Raw genomic sequence first — 18,127 nt, forward strand, 5'->3', positions numbered from 1 at the left:
CGTGGACGAGAGCGTCTTCGCGGCGCTGCGGGCGCAGCTGCAGGAGGCCGCCGCGACGTTCGCCGACGGGCCCGGCGCGCTGGAGGGCATCTTGCTGGGCATCGTCGACGACGTCGACCGCGCGACCCGGGAACCGCTGGAGGTCTTCCCGGTCTGCCACCACTCCCCGGCGTCGGCGATCGCGATGGCGCGGCGGCTGCGGCAGAAGCAGCCGGAGGTGGTCTACCTGGAGCTGTGCGAGGACATGGCCCCGCTGCTGACCGAACTGCGCACCTGCACGCTCCCGGTGGCGGTGCAGGCCTTCGCCACCGAGGTCGACGGCTTCCCGCTGGAGTGGTCGCCGCTGTCGGTGGTCGCCCCGATCACCGAGGCCTCGGCCGAGTACCAGGCGATCGCCTACGCGCTGGACACCCCGGGCGTGGAGCTGGTGCTGGTCGACCGCTCCTCGGACCACGTCTTCCAGTGGGACGCGCGCCGGGAGCAGCCCGCGGGGGCGCCGGAAGAGCCCGAAGGCGCGCTGCACGGTGACGCGGTCGGCGTGGAAATCGGCGACCTGCGGCCCCGCTTCGCCGAACTGGAGGAGCACCTGCTGCACCACGGCAAGGTGCGGCACTGGTCGGAGTGGTGGCACCAGTACGTCGAGCTGCCGCTCGGTGACAGCGACCACGACACCTACCGGCAGGTGATGCTGCTGATCGGCAGCCTGTTCCGGCGGCTGGCACCGGGCGACCCGCACCGGGTGCGGGTGGACGAGGACCGCGAGCGGTACATGTGGACCAGGATCCGCGAGCACCTGGCCGCGACCGGCACCGACCCCGCGGACTGCCTGTACGTCTGCGGTGCGTTCCACGCGGCCAGCCGCGTCAAGGAGTTCGGCGTGCACGGCACCAGCACCTTCGAGATCAGCCCGCGCACCGCCAGCAAGTGGCAGCACGGCCTGATCCCCTCCAGCCACACCGCGATCGAGGCGCAGTTCGGCCTGGCACCCGGGTCGGTGTCGATCGCCGCGGCGGAGTGGGCGAAGAACCTCAAGCGCACCCGCGTGCGACCGTTCCGGCTGGCCGGGCAGGCCGGGGGCGCGAAGCGGACCAAGCCGCTGCCCGCCGCCGAACCCCCGGTCGCGACCGTGGACAAGCTCTCGGGCTTCCTGCAGCGCCCACCAGTCCTGGACCGCGTGGACGAGGCGGAGCTGCTGGGCTGGTCGGTGGACATCGTGCGCGCCGCGCGCCGCAACGGCTACCTGGCCTCCACCGCCGACGCCATCGCGGTGTTCGAGACGTCGATCCTGCTGGCGGGGATGCGTGACCGGGCCAAGCCCACGCCCTACGACTTCCAGGACGCCGCGATCACCTGCATCGAGAAGGACGTCGTGCCGGGCCGCCGCGACGTGCGCCGCCTCGTGGAGATCATGATGGGCGGCGACCGCATCGGCCGGGTCGGCTACGAGTCGCTGCCGCCGCTGGCGCGCGACGTCCACGACCGCCTCGCACCGCTGAACCTCAAGCTCGACAAGCGCGGCGTGCAGCGCGCGCTGCTGGACATCGCCGCCCGACCGGAACTGGCGCACTGCTCCGAGGTCCTGTGGAGGCTGCACCGCCTGATGCCGCGCGGCGCGGCGCGGCCGATCATGGGGGAGCGGCGGTTGGGGGAGCAGCCGATCCAGGAGTCGTGGGACCTGGCGCTCGGCACGCACCAGCGGGCGCTCATCGAGCTCGGCTACGAGGGCGTCAGCATCGAGCAGGTCCTGGAGCAGCGGCTGCGCGCCGCGGCCCACGCCCCGCGCGCGACGACGGCGTCCGTGCTGGAGGCGGTCGAGGACGCGACGCTGTACCTGCGCAGCCACCGGCTCGCCAACGAGCTGGGCACGCGGGCGCTGGAAGTCCTGTCCACGGAGCGCAGCGTCGACGGTGCCCCGGAGGTCCTGCGCCGGGTGCGTCGGCTGCTGGCCTTCTACCGCACCAGCGAACCGGTGCTGCCGCCGTGGATCGAGTCGTTCGTCAAGACCGGCTACGCCCACTACTGCACGTTGCTGCCGACGGCGTTCACCGACGAGGACGCCACCGTCGACCAGGTCGCGGCGATGCTGGGCTTCCTGTTCAGCATGGAGAGCCTGGCGCTGTCGCTGGGCTGCGACCGCACCCAGCTGGAGCTGGCGTTCGCCCAGTCCCACCCCGAGGAACCGGAGAAGCTGGCGCTGCTGTGGGCCACCCAGGTGCACCTGGGGCGGCTCTCCCGGGAGGAGTTGCGGCAGCGCTGCGCCGACCTGCTGGGCAACCCGCTGGTGGTGCCCGCCTACCCGCGCTACCTCAGCGGGTTCCTGCACGCCCTGGAGCCGGTGCCGAGCCTGGTGGACTTCGTGGTGGAGGCGGTGTCCAACGCCTTCAGCAGGCTGCCGGACCCGGTGCTGCTCCCGTGGCTGCCGAGGCTGATCACCACCCTCCGGGCGAACGGGGCGGAGCTGGCGCCGAAGCTGATCCGCGAAGCGGGCCGCGTCTTCCCGGCCAGCCTCCCCGCGCTGGACGAGTGGACCCCGCCGTGGCGGGCCGAACCCGCCCGGCAACCGGCGCACCCGCTCCGGCCCGCCCACCGCGGCGTCGAGCTGCTCGCGACCCACCCGGACACCTGCAACGCGGTGGCGGGCCTCCTGGGCTGCACAGGGCAGTGGGTGGCAGCCGTCCCCGAACCGCGCGGAGCGGAGTTGCTCGCCCAGTACCCGGACACGGCGCAGGCCCTCCACCTGCTGCTGACCGGGCAGTGACCCGCGCGGTGGCCCCGCCGACCGGCCGCGGGGGCACCGGTGGGGTCAACTCTGGTCGGCCAGGGCGAGCGCGATGACCTGGGTGATTTCCTGGGGGTGGAAGTTGTCGTCGCTGACCAGCACGAGCGTGCGCTCACCGCTGGGCAGCCGCGGACCCCAGGTCATGCCCTCCATGTTGTCCACAGTGGACAATCCAAGGTCGCCGAAGTCGGCCAGCAGCCGCTTGCGCATCGGCTGGACCGGCTGGGCCTGGAGGGAGTGCAGGTGCTGGACGTCGGTGGCGCCGTCGGTCGTGGCCTCGAACAACCGCACCGCGAACCCGGTGCCGTCGACGAAGGTGCGCTCCAGCACGAGGAAACGGGACGGGTCCGCGGGGTCGGCCAGGATGGTGGACACCCCGGTGTCGGCCCGGCCACCCGGTCGGGGAGCGGTGAACACCGGCTCCAGCGGGTAGGAGTGCTGGCCGAGCACCTCGCCGGTGCGGGTTTGCGCGGTGACCCGGACCAGCGCGCCGTGCTCGGTGGTCGGCAGCGGGCCGTCCTGCAGCAGCGGCCCCTCCAGCACGCTGGTGAGCACCGAACCGGTCCGGTCGAAGGTGATGGCCTCGACGACCAGGTTCCGCCGCGGCCCGCGCTCGTCCTGGGTGATCTCGTAGTTCGGCGGGAGGTGGTGCTGCCCCAGGTACCGCCCGGTGGCGTCGGTCTTGAGCACCGAGGGCTGGATCACCGGGTCCGGCGAGGTCGGGGTCTTCGGCCGGTTGCCCTCCTGGGCCCACCAGTACTGGCAGGTCCGCGGGTCCACCCGGATCTCCTCGGGGTCGACCGCGTTGCCGTCGTTGGCGGTGGGCGGCGGGAAGGTGCTGCCGTCGGGCTGCCGCAGCGGTGCGGTGCCGGTGAACTCGACCGGCCCGACACCGCGCTCGTCCACCCGGAGGTCGGCGGTGTAGTGGCGCGCGGGCTGCAGGTAGGAGCGGTCGTCGCTGATCAGCACGTACTCGCCGGTGCACGGGTCGCGGTCGATGCCGGACAGCCCGCCCACCGTCGTGCCCCGGTACTCGAGCTGGTGGGGCACGACCGCCTCGCCGAGCAGCCGGAGGCCCTCCTCGGCCGGGACTGGGGCCGCGGCCGCGGAGGAGGCGATCAGCAGGGGCAGTGAGGCCAGGGACACCACGAGCGGGTGCGAACCACGGTTCATGCCGAAGATCGTCGTGGAGCCGGCTGGCCCGCGCAGGGCGTGATCGGGTTCACCACATCGCTGGATGCGGTGACAAGGTCAGCGCGGCGCCGCGGTTCCAGGGGCCTGGGCTTCGCCCAGCAGCGCCACCCGGTAGGCGGCCAGGGTGCGGTCGAGCCGGTCGCGGGCGACCCTCGCCTCCCGCTCGTCGGAGCCGATGCCGATGTGCGCGCACACGGCCTTCGCCGCGCCCGCTCGCAGGAGTACCTCGTCGACCTCGTCCATGCCTGGCATGGTGGCAGAGGCGCTGGACGGCCCGCCGACTGGCTGCCCCGAACAGGTCGCCCCGGGCGCCGTGCGGCGGCTGGGTGGCCTCGCGGACCGCCGACGGCCGCCACGCGCCACCGGACCGGAACGCCCGCACCGAACCAGGACGCCCCAACCACCGGGGCCGGGCTGGTCAGCGGGTGAGCGGGGCCGGGCCGAGTAGGTCCCAGCGGTTGCCCGCCACGTCCAGGAACACCGCGACCCGCCCGTAGGGCTCGGTGCGGGGGCGGGTCACGAACTGTACGCCCGCCGCCACCATCCGCTCGAAGGCCGCGTCGAAGTCGTCCACCCGCAGGAAGAACCCCACCCGGCCCGCGACCTGGTCGCCGACCGCGGCGGTCTGGCGAGCACCGTCGGCGCGGGCGAGCAGCACCCCCGCGCCACCACCGGGCGGCCGGACCACCACCCAGCGCTTCGGGCGCCCGTCGTTGGTCAGCGACGGGGAGTCCTCGACCAGTTCGAAGCCCAGCGCGCCGACGAAGAACTCGATGGCCTCGTCGTAGTCGGCCACCACGACGGTGACCAGATCGATCCGCACCCGCCCGAGCGTAGCGACCCGGTCAGGAGGCCCGGTGGGCGTGGAGCTCGTCGTCGGCGCGCAAGGTGGCCTCCAGCAGTGCCAGGCCCTGCGCCTGGAAGTCGGCGATCAGTTCGTTCCAGTGGGTGAGGGTGGCGCTGCTCTCGATCACCAGGCTCTGCGCCGCCGGGGTGAGGATTCCATCGCGGTGCACGATGCCGAACGGCCTGCGCACCTCCGGGCGGGTTTCCACCACCACGGCCCCGCTGCGCGCCGCCGCCGCGGCCATCCGCAGCGGGAGGAACGCGCTGGCCGCACCGTTGAGCACCAGCGTCAGCTGTGCGTGGCGGTTGGGGACTCGCGCGACGATCCGCGGTGCGACGGACTCCTGGCGCAGCACGGCAGACACGGCGTCGTTCTCGCGGTGCGCCGAGCTGCTCACCGCCAGCGGCACGTCGTCGAGCCGGGCGAGCTCGTGCGGCACCGCCGGGTCGACGCCCGTGGTGCCGGGCGGCATCACCAGCAGCAGCCGCTGGACGGCGAGGTCCACCGTGGTGAGGGTGTCGGCCGAGACCGGGAACGTGGTGAAGCCGAGCTCGCAGGTGCCCGCCGCCACCTCCTCGCACAGCTCGTCCGCGCTGCCGTGCTCCACGAGGTCGAGCCGGATTCCCGGGTGCAGCCTGGTGAACAACGCGCTCCACGCCGCGACCGCGTCGCTGGACATCTCCGGCATCGTGCCGATCGTGATCGACCCGACCTGCAGCTCCCGCGCACCGCGCATGATGTCGTGCACCGCCAGCACGTCCCGGAGCACCTTGCGCGCGGGCTCGACCAGCAGCTCACCGGCCGAGGTGGGCACCAGGTTGCGGCCCGTGCGGTGGAACAGCGGCAGCTTCAGCTCGCGCTCCAGCTGGCGGATGCTCTGCGACAGCGAGGCCTGCGCGATGTGCAGCTGCTGCGCCGCGCGGTTCACCCCGTGGTGCTCGACGACGGCGAGGAAGTACTCCAGGTGGCGGATCTCCATGCCCGCATCGTCCCCCGCGCGCGGCTCACGGCGCGCGGAACGTGTCGGGCAGCGTCCCGTCGGCCGCGACCTGCTCGACCATTGCCCGGCCCAGGTTGCGCTGGTGGATCGGCGAGGAACCTTCGTAGATGCGCAGCGCCCGCACGTCGCGCCACATGCGCGGCACCGGGTGCGGCCCGACGATGCCCGCCCCGCCCAGCAGCTGGACGCACCGGTCGGCGACCCGGCTGGCCACCTCCGAGCAGTACAGCTTGGCGGCGGCGATCCGGTGGCGGGGGATCTGCCCGCGGTCGAAGGTGCGGGCGCACTCGATGACCAGCGCCCGCCCGGCCTCCAGCTCGGCGTAGCTCTCACCCAGGGTCGAGCGCACCACGCCGAGGTCGGCCAACGGGCCGCCGAACTGCTCGCGGTCGTTGACGTGGGCGGTGGTCTCCTCCAACACCCGGGTCGCCTGGCCGACGCAGGTGGCGGCCACGTGCAGGCGGGCGTGGTTGATCCCGCGCAGCGCCATCGCCAGCCCCCGGCCCTCGACGCCACCGAGGAGCTGGCCCGCGGGAACCCGCACGCCGCGGAACTGGATCTCGCCGACCGGGGCTTCGGCGTGGCCGTTCATGTACCGGGGCAGGGCGGTGGACACGCCGGGGGAGCGGGCGTCGACGAGGAGCGCGGAGATCCCGGCCGCTCCCGGCTCGTCCGGGTCGGTGCGCGCGAACGTCAGGAACGCGTCCGCCCAGGCGGCGTTGGTGATGTAGCGCTTGCTGCCGTCGAGGACGTAGTCCGCGCCGTCGCGGATCGCCGTCGTGCGCAGGTGCGCCGCGTCCGAACCGGCCTCCTCCTCGGTGAGCGCGAAGGCCGTGACCAGCTCCCCGGCTGCCATCGCGGGAAGCACCTCCAGCCGCTGCTGCTCGGTGCCGTGGTCGAGGACCGCTTGCGAGCACAACCCGATCACCGTGGAGAAGCGGGACCGGTAGACGCACGAGGCCCGGGTGAACTCGAAGGTCAACCGGACCTGCTGCTCCATCGTCCACTCCAGACCGCCGTAGGCGCGCGGGATCGAGATCCCGAACAGCCCGAGGGCGGCCATGCGGTCGAGGATGCGCTCGGGGACGGCGCCGTTGTCGACCATCTCGGGCTCGGTCGGGATAAGCTCGTGGTTGGTGAAGTCGGCGATCGTCCGCAGGTAGGTGGGGAAGTCGGAGCTGAGCACGTCCTGGTCGATCAACGCGGAGCCCTTTCGTCAGGGCTCGTCGGCGCACCGACGACCCGGCGGGTGGTGAGGTCGGTGATCGCGTCCTCTGGGTAGCCGAGCTCCCGTAGGACTTCGGCGGTGTGGGCGCCGACTGTGGGAGCACCGGTGGAGTCGGCGCGGCGCCGCCCGTCGAGGGTGAACGCCGCACCAGGGCTGGCGGAGCGGTGACCGCGGTGGTCGGTCACGCCGATCAGGATGTTCGAGCACGCGACGTCCTCGTCCGCGGCGACCTCGTCGAGGGAGCGGACAGCCCCGCAGACGATGCCCGCCGACAGCAGCGAGGAGAGGGCCTGGTCGCGGGTCATCCCGGCGAAAGCGCTCGTCAACGCGTCCAGCATGGCGGTCCGGTTGCGCACGCGGGCGGGGTTGTCGGCGAACCTCGGATCGTCGATGAGGTCCGGTCGCCCCACCAGCCGGCACAGGGCGGCCCACTTCTCGGCGGTGTAGGCGGAGAGCACGATCGCGCCGTCGACGAGCTCGACGACGTCGGCGGCGGGTGCGGCGTTGGCCTGCCCGTTGCCCTTGCGCCGAGGGGCGGCCCCGGTCAGCACGTACTCGTTCCAGGTCGCGGCCTGCAGCGAGACCACCGCCTCCATCAAGGAGGTCTCGACGTGCGCGCCCCGACCGGTCCGCTGGCGCTCGAGGAGCGCGGCGAGCACCCCGGTGGCCAGCGCGTTCGCCGCGGTGACGTCGGCGACCGGGGTGCCGACGCGTTGCGGTTCGCCCTCGGCGGCACCGGTCGCGTGCATCAGCCCGTACTCGGCCTGGGCCGCGATGTCGAGCCCGGGCCGGTCCCGGGACGGGCCGCGGGAACCGAAACCGGTGACGTTGGCGCAGACCAGCCTCGGGAAGCGCTGGCGCAGGCTCGCGACGCCGAGCCCGAGCTGCTCCGCGGAAGCGGGACGGAAGTTGTGGACCAGCACGTCGGCGGTACCCAGCAGCCGGTGCAGCACGCGCTGCCCGTCCGGGGTGCGGAGGTCCACCGCGATGCTGCGCTTGTCCCGGTTGTAGGCCTGCACCATCGCTTCACCGAACGGGCCGATGTGCCGGGCCTGATCACCCCGCACGCTCTCGACCTTCAGCACCTCAGCGCCGAGGTCACCCAGCACCTGCGCTGCGCACGGCCCGGCGATGTACTGCCCGAGGTCCAGCACGCGGACACCCACCAGTGGCCCGTTCACGACCCACCACCCCTCATCGACAGGCGTTCCAGCTCGGACCTCGCCCGCTCCGGGTTGAGCATCGCCCCGCCGAGGACGCCCAGCGCGCACACGATGAGGCCGACGACGAAGAACCCGGTCGCGTAGCCCTGCGCCGGGGTGGGCGCCCGGTCGACGATGAGCCCCAGGCCGTAAGGGGCCAGGACCCCCGCGACGCTGTAGGCCGCGATGATGCAGCCGAAGAAGGCGACGCGCTGGCGCGCGGGCAGGAAGTCGGAAGCACCGGCGAAGGCCACCGAGAAGGCGACGCTGTTGACCGCGAAGGCCAGCACCACCAGCACCACCTGCAGCGGGCCAGCGTCCAGCAGCGTGAACGCCACCATCGAGAGCCCGCCGAGGACCAGGTAGGCGCCGGTGAGCTGGCCGCGGGCCAGGTGCGAGCTGCGGCCCCGGCGCAGCAGCCAACCGGAGAGCGCACCCGCCGACAGCAGGACGGCAACAGCCGCCGCGTACGGGATGGCGGCGAGCACCCCCACCGTGCCCGCGGGGTAGCCCAGGCCCTCGGACAGGTACGCGGGCAGCCAGGCGACCTTCAACGACGAGATGAGGTAACCGGCGAAGGAGAGCAGGACCAGTCCCCAGAAGCTGCGCAGCGCCAGCAGCCGGTGGAAGGGCACCACGAGGTGCCCGTTGGGGTCCGGCGTGGTCGCGGCGCTGCCGGATCCGGCGGGCCTGCGCAACGGCAGGCGCTCCGAGAACCAGAACCAGCAGACCGTCCACACGGCACCGGCGAGGACCAGGACCGTGAAAGCACCGTGCCACGACCAGTTCACCACGACCCAGGTCAGGGTGGGCGCGGCGATCAGCGGCCCGACCGAGGACCCCGCGTTGACCAGGGCACCAGCGGTGGCCCGGCGCTCCGGGGGGAAGCGGTCGGCGATCACCGACTGGCAGAAGGCGTGCGCGGGACCTTCGAAGAAGCCCAGCGCGACGCGCGAGGCGAGCAGCACCCCGAACGTGGTGGGCGTGGTCAGCGGCAGCATGCTCAGGATCCACGAGCACATGAGCAGCCCGGCGCCCCAGGTGTAGGAGACCTTGCGCAGCGCGGCGGTGAGCACCACGGCTCCGACCGCGAACAGCCAGAAGAACGCGCTGCTGAGCAGACCGTACTGCTCGGCGCTCAGCCCCAGCTCGGCGCGGATCCGGGTGCTGGCCAGGCCGACGGCGGCCTTGTCGGCGAAGTTCAGGGTGAAGAACAGGAAGAGGAAGAGGACGAGCCCCCAGCCCGCCGACCGGGGTGGGGCACCCGGCTCGGCTGGGCGGACGGTGCGCGGATCAGAAGTGGTCATGTCGTTCTCCTGGGCGGCTCGCATCGATCGAGCCGATCTCGAACCCCGGTGCCGGGGCGCATGGTCCACATCACACCGTCGGCCTGCGGTGTTCAACGCCCGATGTGCGGCCAGGGCGTTCGGTTCCGCCTATAGCTGCGCCGCACGCCTGGTGGTTCACTTCGCTGCTGGAGCGCTCCCCGCGTTACCGTCGGTCCGGTGGCGGAGCTCGGGGAGGGACTCGGGATGGGCACGGCGGTCGTGGTGGGCGGCGGTCCGAACGGGCTCGCCGCCGCCGTCGCCCTGGCCAGGGCCGGGGTGCGGGTGACGGTGCTGGAAGCCGCCGACGAGATCGGTGGGGGCGCTCGCACCGTCGAAGCGATCGTGCCGGGGATGCTGCACGACGAGTGCTCGGCGGTGCACCCGATGGCCGTCGGGTCGCCCTTCCTGCGCAGCCTCGACCTGGGCCGCTACGGCCTGCGGTGGCGGCTGCCCGAGATCGACTGCGCCCACCCGCTCGACGACGGCACCGCCGGGGTGCTGCACCGCTCAGTCGCCGAGACCGCGGCAGGCCTCGGTGTCGACGGCCGCCGCTGGGCGCGGCTGTTCGCCGGGCCAGCGGCGTCCTACGACGAGCTGGCGGCGGACGTGCTCGCGCCGCTGCTGCGGGTGCCACACCACCCGGTGCGCCTCGCCCGCTTCGGGGTCCCCGCGCTGGTACCAGCGTCGGCGATCGCGAAGACCTTCACCGAGGAGCGGACACGAGCGCTGTTCGGCGGGGTGGCCGCGCACGCGTTCCGCCCGCTGGACCGGCCGCTGAGCGCCAGCATCGGACTGGGCATCCTGACCGCCGGGCACCGGCACGGCTGGGCGGTGGCGGCCGGTGGCTCGCGCGCGATCACCGATGTGCTGGCCGGACTGCTGCGGGACCTGGGCGGCCAGATCGAGACCGGGGCCCGGGTGCGCTGTGCCGCGGACCTGCCGCGGGCGGAGGTGACGGTGTTCGACCTCGCCCCGACCGCGGTCGCCGACATCCTGGGCGATCGGCTGCCCGCCCGGATCTCGCGCGCCTACCGGCGGTTCCGCTACGGGCCGGGAGCGTTCAAAGTGGACTTCGCGGTCGCGGGTGGGGTGCCGTGGGTGGCTGAAGCGGCCCACCGGGCGGGAACGGTACACGTGGGCGGTTCCTTCGCCGAGATCGCCGCCGCGGAGCGGGAGGTCCACGCGGGCCGGATGCCGCGCCGCCCGTTCGTGCTCGTCGGCCAGCAGTACCTGGCCGACCCGCAGCGCTCGGTGGGCGAGGTCCACCCGGTGTGGAGCTACGCCCACGTGCCCCACGGCTACACCGGCGACGCGACTGAGGCGATCACCGCGCAGATCGAACGGTTCGCCCCCGGGTTCCGGGAGCGGATCGTCGGCACCGCGGTGCGCACCACCGCGGAAATCGCCGAGCACAACCCGAACTTCGCGGGCGGCAACATCATGACCGGCGCGAAAACCGCTCGCCAGCTCGTCCTCGGGCCCCGCTCGACGTTGACGCCCCACGACGTCGGACTGCCCGGCCACTACCTCTGCTCAGCAGCCACCCCGCCCGGCCCCGGCGCCCACGGCATGTGCGGTGCCCACGCCGCGGCCCGCGCGCTGAAGTACCTGCGCAGGACTCGTGAGCGCTGATGGTGGTTCTTACGACCATCGCCACTCACGACAACGGGGACGGGGGTGGCGGCCCCGCGCGGAACCGCCACCCCTGCCGCGTCAGACGAGCTTGGCGCCCGGGCGGCCGTCGTCGATGACGAAGCGGGCGCGGTCGCGGATCGGAGAACCGGGCTCCTCGACGTGGTCCAGGACGCGGAAGTCCGCCGTCCACGCCGAGCGCGTGATGGTGTTGCGCACGTAGCCGCGGTGCCGGTTGACGAACTTGATGTGCGGGTTCTCCGCCAGCTGCACCGCGTCGCCGGGGTTCTGCTCGACGCCGTTGCCGCCGGAGGTGATCGAGGTGCCGACCAGCTCGGTGGCCACCGTCGCCGAGGACGGGTCGTCGAAGTCGACCTTGATGTCGCAGACGTAGTTGGCGTGCACGTCACCGGTGATGACCACCGGGTTGGAGGCCCCGGCCATGCGGTCGCGCACCAGGTCGCGCTCGGCCACGTAGTTGTCCCACGCGTCGTCGCTGAAGGAGTCCTCGTCGCCGGCGGTGAAGTCGCGCTGCGAGAAGAACACCTGCTGCGCCAGGACGTTCCAGCGCGCCGTCTGGCCACCGAGGTTGCGCAGCAGCCAGTTCCGCTGCTCGGCGCCCAGGATCGTGCGCTCGGGGTCCAGCCGCTTGTCCTGGTCCTGGAAGTCGCGGTACTGGCGGGTGTCGAGCAGATGGAAGTCCACCAGGTCGCCGAACGTCAGCCGCCGGTACAGGCGCATGTTCGCGCCCCACGCGTGCTGGGTCTCGCGCAGCGGCATGTTCTCGTAGTAGGCCTGGAAGGCGTCGGTGCGGCGCTTGCGGAACACCGCCGGGTCCTGGTCGGGCTCGTCATCGGGCTGGGACCGGTCGGCGGCCCAGTTGTTCTCCAGCTCGTGGTCGTCGAAGACCACCACCCACGGGAAGGCGGCGTGCGCGGCCTGCAGGTCGGGGTCGGTCTTGTACTGGGCGTGCCGGGTGCGGTAGTCGGCCAGGTCGAAGGTCTCGTGCGCGGGCGCGTGCGGGCGGCCGATGGTGCCCTTCGCGCCGCCCTCGTAGATGTAGTCGCCGAGGAAGGCCACCAGGTCGAGGTCCTCGCGGACCATGTGCGAGTAGGCGCTGAAGTGGCCGACCGGGAAGTTCTGGCAGCTGGCGAAGGCGAAGGAGAACTGGTCGAGCTGCGCGCCGACGCGCGGCGCGGTCCTGGTGCGGCCGACCGGGCTGAGCTCGTTGCCGACGCGGAAGCGGTAGTAGTACTCGGTAGCCGGGTTGAGCGTGGTCAGCTCGACGTGCACGGAGTGCGCGGACTCCGGCCGCGCGTGCTCGGTGCCCCTGGCCACGACCTTGCGGAAGCCCTCGTCCTCGGCGACCTGCCACTGCACGGGCACGACGCGGTCGGGCATCCCGCCGAGCCCGTTCTCGGCGAGCGGGTCCACGGCCAGCCGGGTCCACAGCACCACACCGTGCGGCAGCGGGTCACCGGAGGCGACGCCGAGGGTGAACGGCGACCGCAGCGGCGCACCCGCGCCGGGCTGCGCGCTCGCCGAGGTGCCGCCGAGTCCGCCGGTGGTCAGCGCCGCCGCGCCGAGCGCCGCGGTGCCCGCTAACAGGACCTGGCGCCGGGACGGGTTCGCGCCGTGGTTCTCAGTCATGGTTCCCCTCTGCAGTTGTGCGCGGCCGGACCGCGCCGAATCGGTGGATCCGGTGCACGCTAAGACCGCGAGATGTCCGCTGGGCGAACCGGTGTTGACCCTTCGATGTACGTCGCGGGCACGTGCGCGGCGCCATCGTCCGATGTGCACCGGGCGTGCCCGAGCGAAGCACACCCGGTGCGCCTCCTCCCACAACCCCGGAACAGATCGCGGGCCCACCACTGTCCGATGTGCACGGAGCGTGTCGGGTGTCCGAACTCTTGGTTGGTGCTGGTCCGATTCCGCGAGTAATTCTGCCGACGCGTTTTTCCCAATTCATTCCCGAAGGTCCGCGTGACGAATTCGTTACCGCCCCGGGAATCGTCCGCGGGCGCGGTTCCGATCACCTCCGCAGACCGGCGGAGAGCGGTTGACCAGCTGAGATGGCGTCGTGGTGCCGATAGTTGCGAGCAGCTGGGAATCCGGGGGTGGCCAGTGGTGTCCAGTATGCTCGGTGGTGAGGTCGTGCGGAGGGGGAGAATTCTGATGGAAAGCACCGGGGGCTCGCTTGTGCGCCCGTTCCAGGTGGACCTTGGTGGCGTTGTTGATCTGCTGAGCCGGCACATCTACTCCGGTGCGCACGTCTACTTGCGGGAGCTGCTGCAGAACGGGCGCGACGCGATCGCCGCGCGCGCCAGGGCCGACGGGCAGGACGAGCGGGGGCGCATCGAGATCTGCCCGGTCGGGACGCTCCCGGGAGCGCCGGGGGAGTTCGTCTTCCGCGACACCGGGCAGGGGTTGAGCGCCGCCGAGGCGGGCGAGCTGCTGGCCACCGTGGGCAGGAGCTCCAAGCGCGACGACGTGCTGAACCTGCGCGACGAGGACTTCCTGGGCCAGTTCGGCATCGGCCTGCTGAGCTGCTTCATGGTGTCCGACCAGATCGTGGTCCGGAGCCGCTCGGTGCACGGCCACCCGCCGGTGGAGTGGACCGGTTCGGCGGACGGGACCTTCTCGGTCCGGGAGCTGCCCGAGGCGGCCGAGGTGGCGGTCGGCACCGAGGTGCGGCTGGTGCCGCGGCCCGACGACGCGGTCCTGCTCTCGGTGGAGGAGGTGCTGTCGCTGGCCCGCCGCTTCGGCCGGTACCTGCCGGTGCAGGTCCAGGTGCGGCGCGCGGACGGCACCTGGGAGGGGGTCAACGAACCGGCGGTGTTCCTGCCGCAGGACCGCCCCGCCGACGAGCGCTCGGCGACCGAGGCGCTGGAGGAGCTCGGCGCGGACCTGCTCGGGAACCGTCCACTGGAGACGATCGAGCTGTCGGTCCCGGCCACCGGGACGCGCGGGGTGGCCTACGTGCTGCCGTTCGCGCCGCCGCCCGGCTCCCGGCGCAGCGGGCGGCTCCACCTCGGCCGGATGCTGCTCGGCGAAGACCTCTCCGACCTGCTGCCGGAGTGGGCCTACTTCGTGCGCTGCGTCCTCAACACCGATGGGCTGCGGCCGACGGCCTCGCGCGAGCAGCTGGTCGCCGACGAGGCCCTGGAGTACACCCGGGAGGAGATCGGCAGGGCGCTGCGGCGCTGGATCGTCCAGCAGGCCACCACCCGACCAGCCCGCTTCGAGCGGTTCGTCGCGGTGCACCACCTGGGCCTGAAGTCGATGGCGGTGCACGACGACGACCTGGCCGCGGCGGTGCTGCCGTGGTTGACCGTGGAGACCTCGGCGGGCCGGATGACCGTCCGCGACTACCTGGACCAGTCCCGGCACGTCCGCTACGTGGAGACCGTCGACGAGTTCCGGCAGATCGCGGCGGTGGTCCCGCCCGACCAGCCGGTGATCAACGGCGGCTACACCTACGAGTCGGACCTGCTGCGGCGGCTGCCGCTGCTGGTCGAGGGCGTCACCGCGGAGCAGGTCCAGGCCAGCTCCGTCCTGGACGAGCTCGCCCCGCCGCCGATGGACGACCGCCCCAGCACGACCGCGCTGGAGCGCCGGGCGGCCGCGGTGCTGGCCGAACTCGGCTGCGACGCGCTGGTGCGGTCGTTCCGGCCGGAGGACGTGACCGCGCTGCACGTCGCCGACGCCGCCGCGATTCGCCGGATCGAGCGCACCGAGGTGCGCGACTCGGCACCGGCGGTGTGGGCCGACGTGCTGGGCGGCATCGAGTCCCTCACCGCGGGCAGGCCCGGCCACAAGCCCCGCAGCACCACGGCCCAGCTCTGCCTGAACTGGCAGAACCCGATGATCCGCCAACTGGCCGCCCTGGACGACCAGCTGGTCTTCGACCGCAGCGTCCGGCTGGTCTACATCCAGGCCCTGCTGGCCGGCCACCGGCCGCTGACCCGCGCCGACCGGATGGTGATGACCACCGCCATGAGCGACCTGATCCAGCTCAGCGTCGGCATCACCGGCTGAGCGCGACCCGAGATCTGCGAAGAAGAGGGGACCCACGTGTCTGACACCGCGACCGAGATCGAGCGCCTGCTCGACGACAGCGACATGATGGCCTACGGGCCGGAGGAATCGGCGATGGTCGCCGACGCCGTCCGGCTCGCGCAGGAGTCAGGTGAGGACGACCTGCTCTACAAGGCGCGGATGCGGCAGATCGCCAGCGCGTCGATGACCGGCGACAGCGACACCATGTTCACCGCGTTCTCCTGGTGCCTGGGCAGGCACGACGCGGACCCGGCGCGGTTCCCGCTCGAGGTCGAGAACAACGACCTGCTCTGGTACTACAAGTGGATGGCCGAGGCGGTCGCGTTGAACCCGGCGTTCCCGCAGGGCCAGGTCGACCAGGTCCTCGACGACATGGAGCGCCGCTACCGCGCGGCCGGGGTTGGGCTCTCCGGCGTCTGGCAGGCGAAGATGGCCAACGCCACCGCGGCGGGCCGCTTCGCGGAGGCAGCCGAGTTCCGGGCCGCCCGCGAGCAGCTGCCGCGCGACGACTACAGCCACTGCGAGGCCTGCGTCCGCAGCGACGACGCCGACTTCCACCGGGCCCGCGGTGACGAGGCGACGGCGCTGGAGCTGTTCGACGAGATCATCGAGAACCAGGTGCAGTGCGGGTCGGAACCGGAGCGCGCCCAGGGCAACGCCCTGCTGCCGCTGCTGCGCGCGGGCCGCTTCGAGGAGGCCAAGGCGCACCACTTCCGCAGCTACCGCGCGGCGGCGGCCAACGCCGACGGGTTCGGCATCATGGCCACCCACCTGGTCTTTCTCGCCGTCACCGGCAACACCGAGCGCGGGCTGTCGCTGCTGGAGCGGCACATCGGTGAGCTGCCCAAGGACCCGCTGGACGTGCACAAGCGGTTCCACGCGCTGGTGTCCTACGGCGTGCTGCTGGACGCGGTGACCCGCAGCGGCCACGGCGAGGTCGAGGTGCGGGGCAGCGACATGCCCGACGTGGCAGCGGTCTTCGGCCTCGAACCCCGCCTGCGCACCGTCGCGGAACTGGCCGCCGAGTCGTGGCGGGTCGCGGGCGAGATCGCCGAGGCCTTCGACGCCCGCAACGGCAACGAGCACTACGCCACCGAGATCCAGCGCGCCCGCGCGCTGGCCGACGAGCGCCACGACCTGCCGATCGAGACCCGGATGTTCGTGTCCGCCGAACTCGCCGAGCCCACCGCACCGGCGACCCCGGCCGAGCGTCTGGAGCTCGCCGAGGAGACCGCCCTGCTCAAGGACGACTACGACGCGGCGGCGCAGCTGCTGGAAGAACTGCCGGAACCGGAGCTGCTGCCCCGGTACCACAACACCGTGCTGGCGATCTGCCGAGGCCGGGAGGACCGGGACGGCGCGCTGGCGGCCATCAAGGCCCGGGCTGAAGCGCTGCGCGCACTGGGCCAGGTGCGGCAGGCCGACCAGGAGGACGAGCTCGGCCTGCTGCTGTACGGGCCGTTCAACGCTGATGAGGCAGCCGGGCTGCGCGCCGCGCTGGAACGCACCGACCTGGAGCCGGAGGTGCGGGTCAAGGCGCTGATCGCGCTCGTCGTGCTCCCGGACTCCGGCAACGACCCGGCCACCGACCTCGACCTGGTGCGGGAAGCGGCCGCGATCGCGGAGTCCGCGCAGCTGGAGCAGCTGCCGACCGTGCGCCTGGTGCTGGGTTCGGTGCTGGCGGGCGTCGGTGAGGCGGAAGCCGCGGCGGAAACCCTCGACGCGCTGCTCGCCTCCGACCTCGAACGGCGCATCCGGGTCAAGGCGCTGGAGACGCGGGCCCGGCTGGCCGGTGGCATGGGCGACTTCGAGACCGGGGTCCGCCTGGCCGACGAGCTGCTGGACCTGCACACCACGATCGGTGCCCGGTCCTGGGCGTCGAGCGCGGCGATGCTCGCGGCGCACCTGTTCGACGACCTCGGCCGCCCCGACGAGGCGGTGCACCGCGCGCAGGTCGCGGTGCGGCACGCCGAGCTCGGCGACACCGACGACCTCAACTCCAACCGCTACTGGCTGGGTCGGTTCCTGCTGCAGTCCGGGGAGCCCGACCTGGCGATGGAGTCGCTGGACGCGGCGGCCGCGGGCTTCGCCGGCAGCGAGGGCGGGGGCGCCGCTGCCCTGGAGGCGCGGTACTGGCTGGGCCTGGCCGCGCGCCACGCCCAGGAACTGGGCACCGCGTACGGGATCTTCGCCGAGGTGGCGCACTTCGCGGCGGAGGCGGGGGAGGACACGCTGGTGGAGCTGGCGGTCCGGGCCCACCTGGCGCTCGGCGACCTGCTGGTTTCGGTGGACGACCCCAACGCCGTCGACAGCTACCAGGAGGCACTCCGGCTGGCCCGCGAGCACGCGCACCTCGAGCTGGTCGCGCGGGGGCTGCACCAGCTCGGCCAGAGCAAGATCAAGTTCGGGGACGAGTTGGGGCTGGTCGACCTCGATGCGGCGATCGAGGCGGGGCAGGAAGCCGGGCAGGACTGGTTCGTCGCGGACACCACCGACACCAAGGCGCGGGCGCTGGCGTCCATGGAGCGCGGCGAGGAAGCGATCCCGCTCGCGCTGACCGCCGCCGACGGCTACGCCGCGGTCGGCGACGAGGGGTCGGCGGCGATGGCGGAGCTGCTGGCTGCGCGGGTGCTGAACGACCTGGGCCGGTCGGACGAGTCGGTCGGCATGTACCGGGCGTCGCTGCAGCGGCTGCCGGAGGGCGGCCAGGCGCACACCGGGGTGTCGCTGGAGTTCGGCGAGGTACTGGAGAAGCTCGGGCGCGCGGTCGAGGCCGCCGAGGTCCGCGCCGCGGTCACCGACTGATCGACCTGGGGTGTCCCGCCACTGCTGCGGGGCACCCCGGTCCGCAGCGGACT

12 protein-coding genes are annotated in these 18,127 nt (G+C 72.8%); 4 read left to right on the plus strand and 8 right to left on the minus strand.

Annotation, left to right across the window (positions count from 1 at the left end; translation table 11 throughout):
- Window position 1 precedes the first annotated feature (1 nt).
- Complete coding sequence (locus ABT324_RS18820; protein ID WP_351178736.1) at window positions 2–2,758, plus strand: DUF5682 family protein; 2,757 nt, start codon at window positions 2–4, stop codon at window positions 2,756–2,758.
- Window positions 2,759–2,803: 45 nt separating this feature from the next.
- On the opposite strand, the gene ABT324_RS18825 is transcribed toward ABT324_RS18820, so the two are convergent.
- The 7 genes from ABT324_RS18825 to ABT324_RS18855 form a co-directional block, all read right to left on the minus strand.
- Window positions 2,804–3,952, minus strand: a complete 1,149-nt coding sequence (locus ABT324_RS18825) for an esterase-like activity of phytase family protein (RefSeq protein WP_351178739.1) — start codon at window positions 3,950–3,952, stop codon at window positions 2,804–2,806.
- Between the two features lie 78 nt (window positions 3,953–4,030).
- Window positions 4,031–4,216, minus strand: coding sequence for a hypothetical protein (locus ABT324_RS18830; protein ID WP_351178742.1), 186 nt, complete (start codon window positions 4,214–4,216; stop codon window positions 4,031–4,033).
- 175 nt (window positions 4,217–4,391) lie between these two features.
- Window positions 4,392–4,796 carry a VOC family protein gene (locus tag ABT324_RS18835; protein ID WP_351178745.1) on the minus strand — a complete coding sequence of 135 codons (405 nt, stop codon included), beginning with the start codon at window positions 4,794–4,796 and terminating at the stop codon, window positions 4,392–4,394.
- 22 nt (window positions 4,797–4,818) lie between these two features.
- Complete coding sequence (locus ABT324_RS18840) at window positions 4,819–5,799, minus strand: LysR family transcriptional regulator (RefSeq protein ID WP_351178748.1); 981 nt, start codon at window positions 5,797–5,799, stop codon at window positions 4,819–4,821.
- Window positions 5,800–5,824: 25 nt separating this feature from the next.
- Complete coding sequence (locus ABT324_RS18845; RefSeq protein WP_351178751.1) at window positions 5,825–7,021, minus strand: acyl-CoA dehydrogenase family protein; 1,197 nt, start codon at window positions 7,019–7,021, stop codon at window positions 5,825–5,827.
- Window positions 7,018–8,229, minus strand: coding sequence for a CaiB/BaiF CoA transferase family protein (locus ABT324_RS18850; RefSeq protein WP_351178754.1), 1,212 nt, complete (start codon window positions 8,227–8,229; stop codon window positions 7,018–7,020). Before ABT324_RS18850 ends, ABT324_RS18845 begins: the two co-directional genes overlap by 4 nt.
- A complete protein-coding gene (locus tag ABT324_RS18855) occupies window positions 8,226–9,557 on the minus strand; it encodes an MFS transporter (protein ID WP_351178757.1) in 1,332 nt (443 codons plus the stop codon). Before ABT324_RS18855 ends, ABT324_RS18850 begins: the two co-directional genes overlap by 4 nt.
- Before the next feature lie 225 nt (window positions 9,558–9,782).
- Between ABT324_RS18855 and ABT324_RS18860 the strand changes: the two genes are divergently transcribed.
- Window positions 9,783–11,210, plus strand: a complete 1,428-nt coding sequence (locus ABT324_RS18860; RefSeq protein WP_351178912.1) for a phytoene desaturase family protein — start codon at window positions 9,783–9,785, stop codon at window positions 11,208–11,210.
- 81 nt (window positions 11,211–11,291) lie between these two features.
- On the opposite strand, the gene ABT324_RS18865 is transcribed toward ABT324_RS18860, so the two are convergent.
- Window positions 11,292–12,860 carry an alkaline phosphatase D family protein gene (locus tag ABT324_RS18865; RefSeq protein ID WP_351178760.1) on the minus strand — a complete coding sequence of 523 codons (1,569 nt, stop codon included), beginning with the start codon at window positions 12,858–12,860 and terminating at the stop codon, window positions 11,292–11,294.
- Window positions 12,861–13,385: 525 nt separating this feature from the next.
- On the opposite strand from ABT324_RS18865, the gene ABT324_RS18870 reads away from it, so the two are divergent.
- Both ABT324_RS18870 and ABT324_RS18875 read left to right on the plus strand, forming a co-directional pair.
- A complete protein-coding gene (locus tag ABT324_RS18870) occupies window positions 13,386–15,248 on the plus strand; it encodes an HSP90 family protein (RefSeq protein ID WP_351178763.1) in 1,863 nt (620 codons plus the stop codon).
- A gap of 36 nt (window positions 15,249–15,284) precedes the next feature.
- Window positions 15,285–18,074, plus strand: coding sequence for a tetratricopeptide repeat protein (locus ABT324_RS18875; RefSeq protein WP_351178766.1), 2,790 nt, complete (start codon window positions 15,285–15,287; stop codon window positions 18,072–18,074).
- Window positions 18,075–18,127: the final 53 nt, after the last annotated feature.

It is taken from the genome of Saccharopolyspora sp. NPDC000359 (genome assembly GCF_040300525.1).
Lineage (GTDB): Bacteria > Actinomycetota > Actinomycetes > Mycobacteriales > Pseudonocardiaceae > Saccharopolyspora.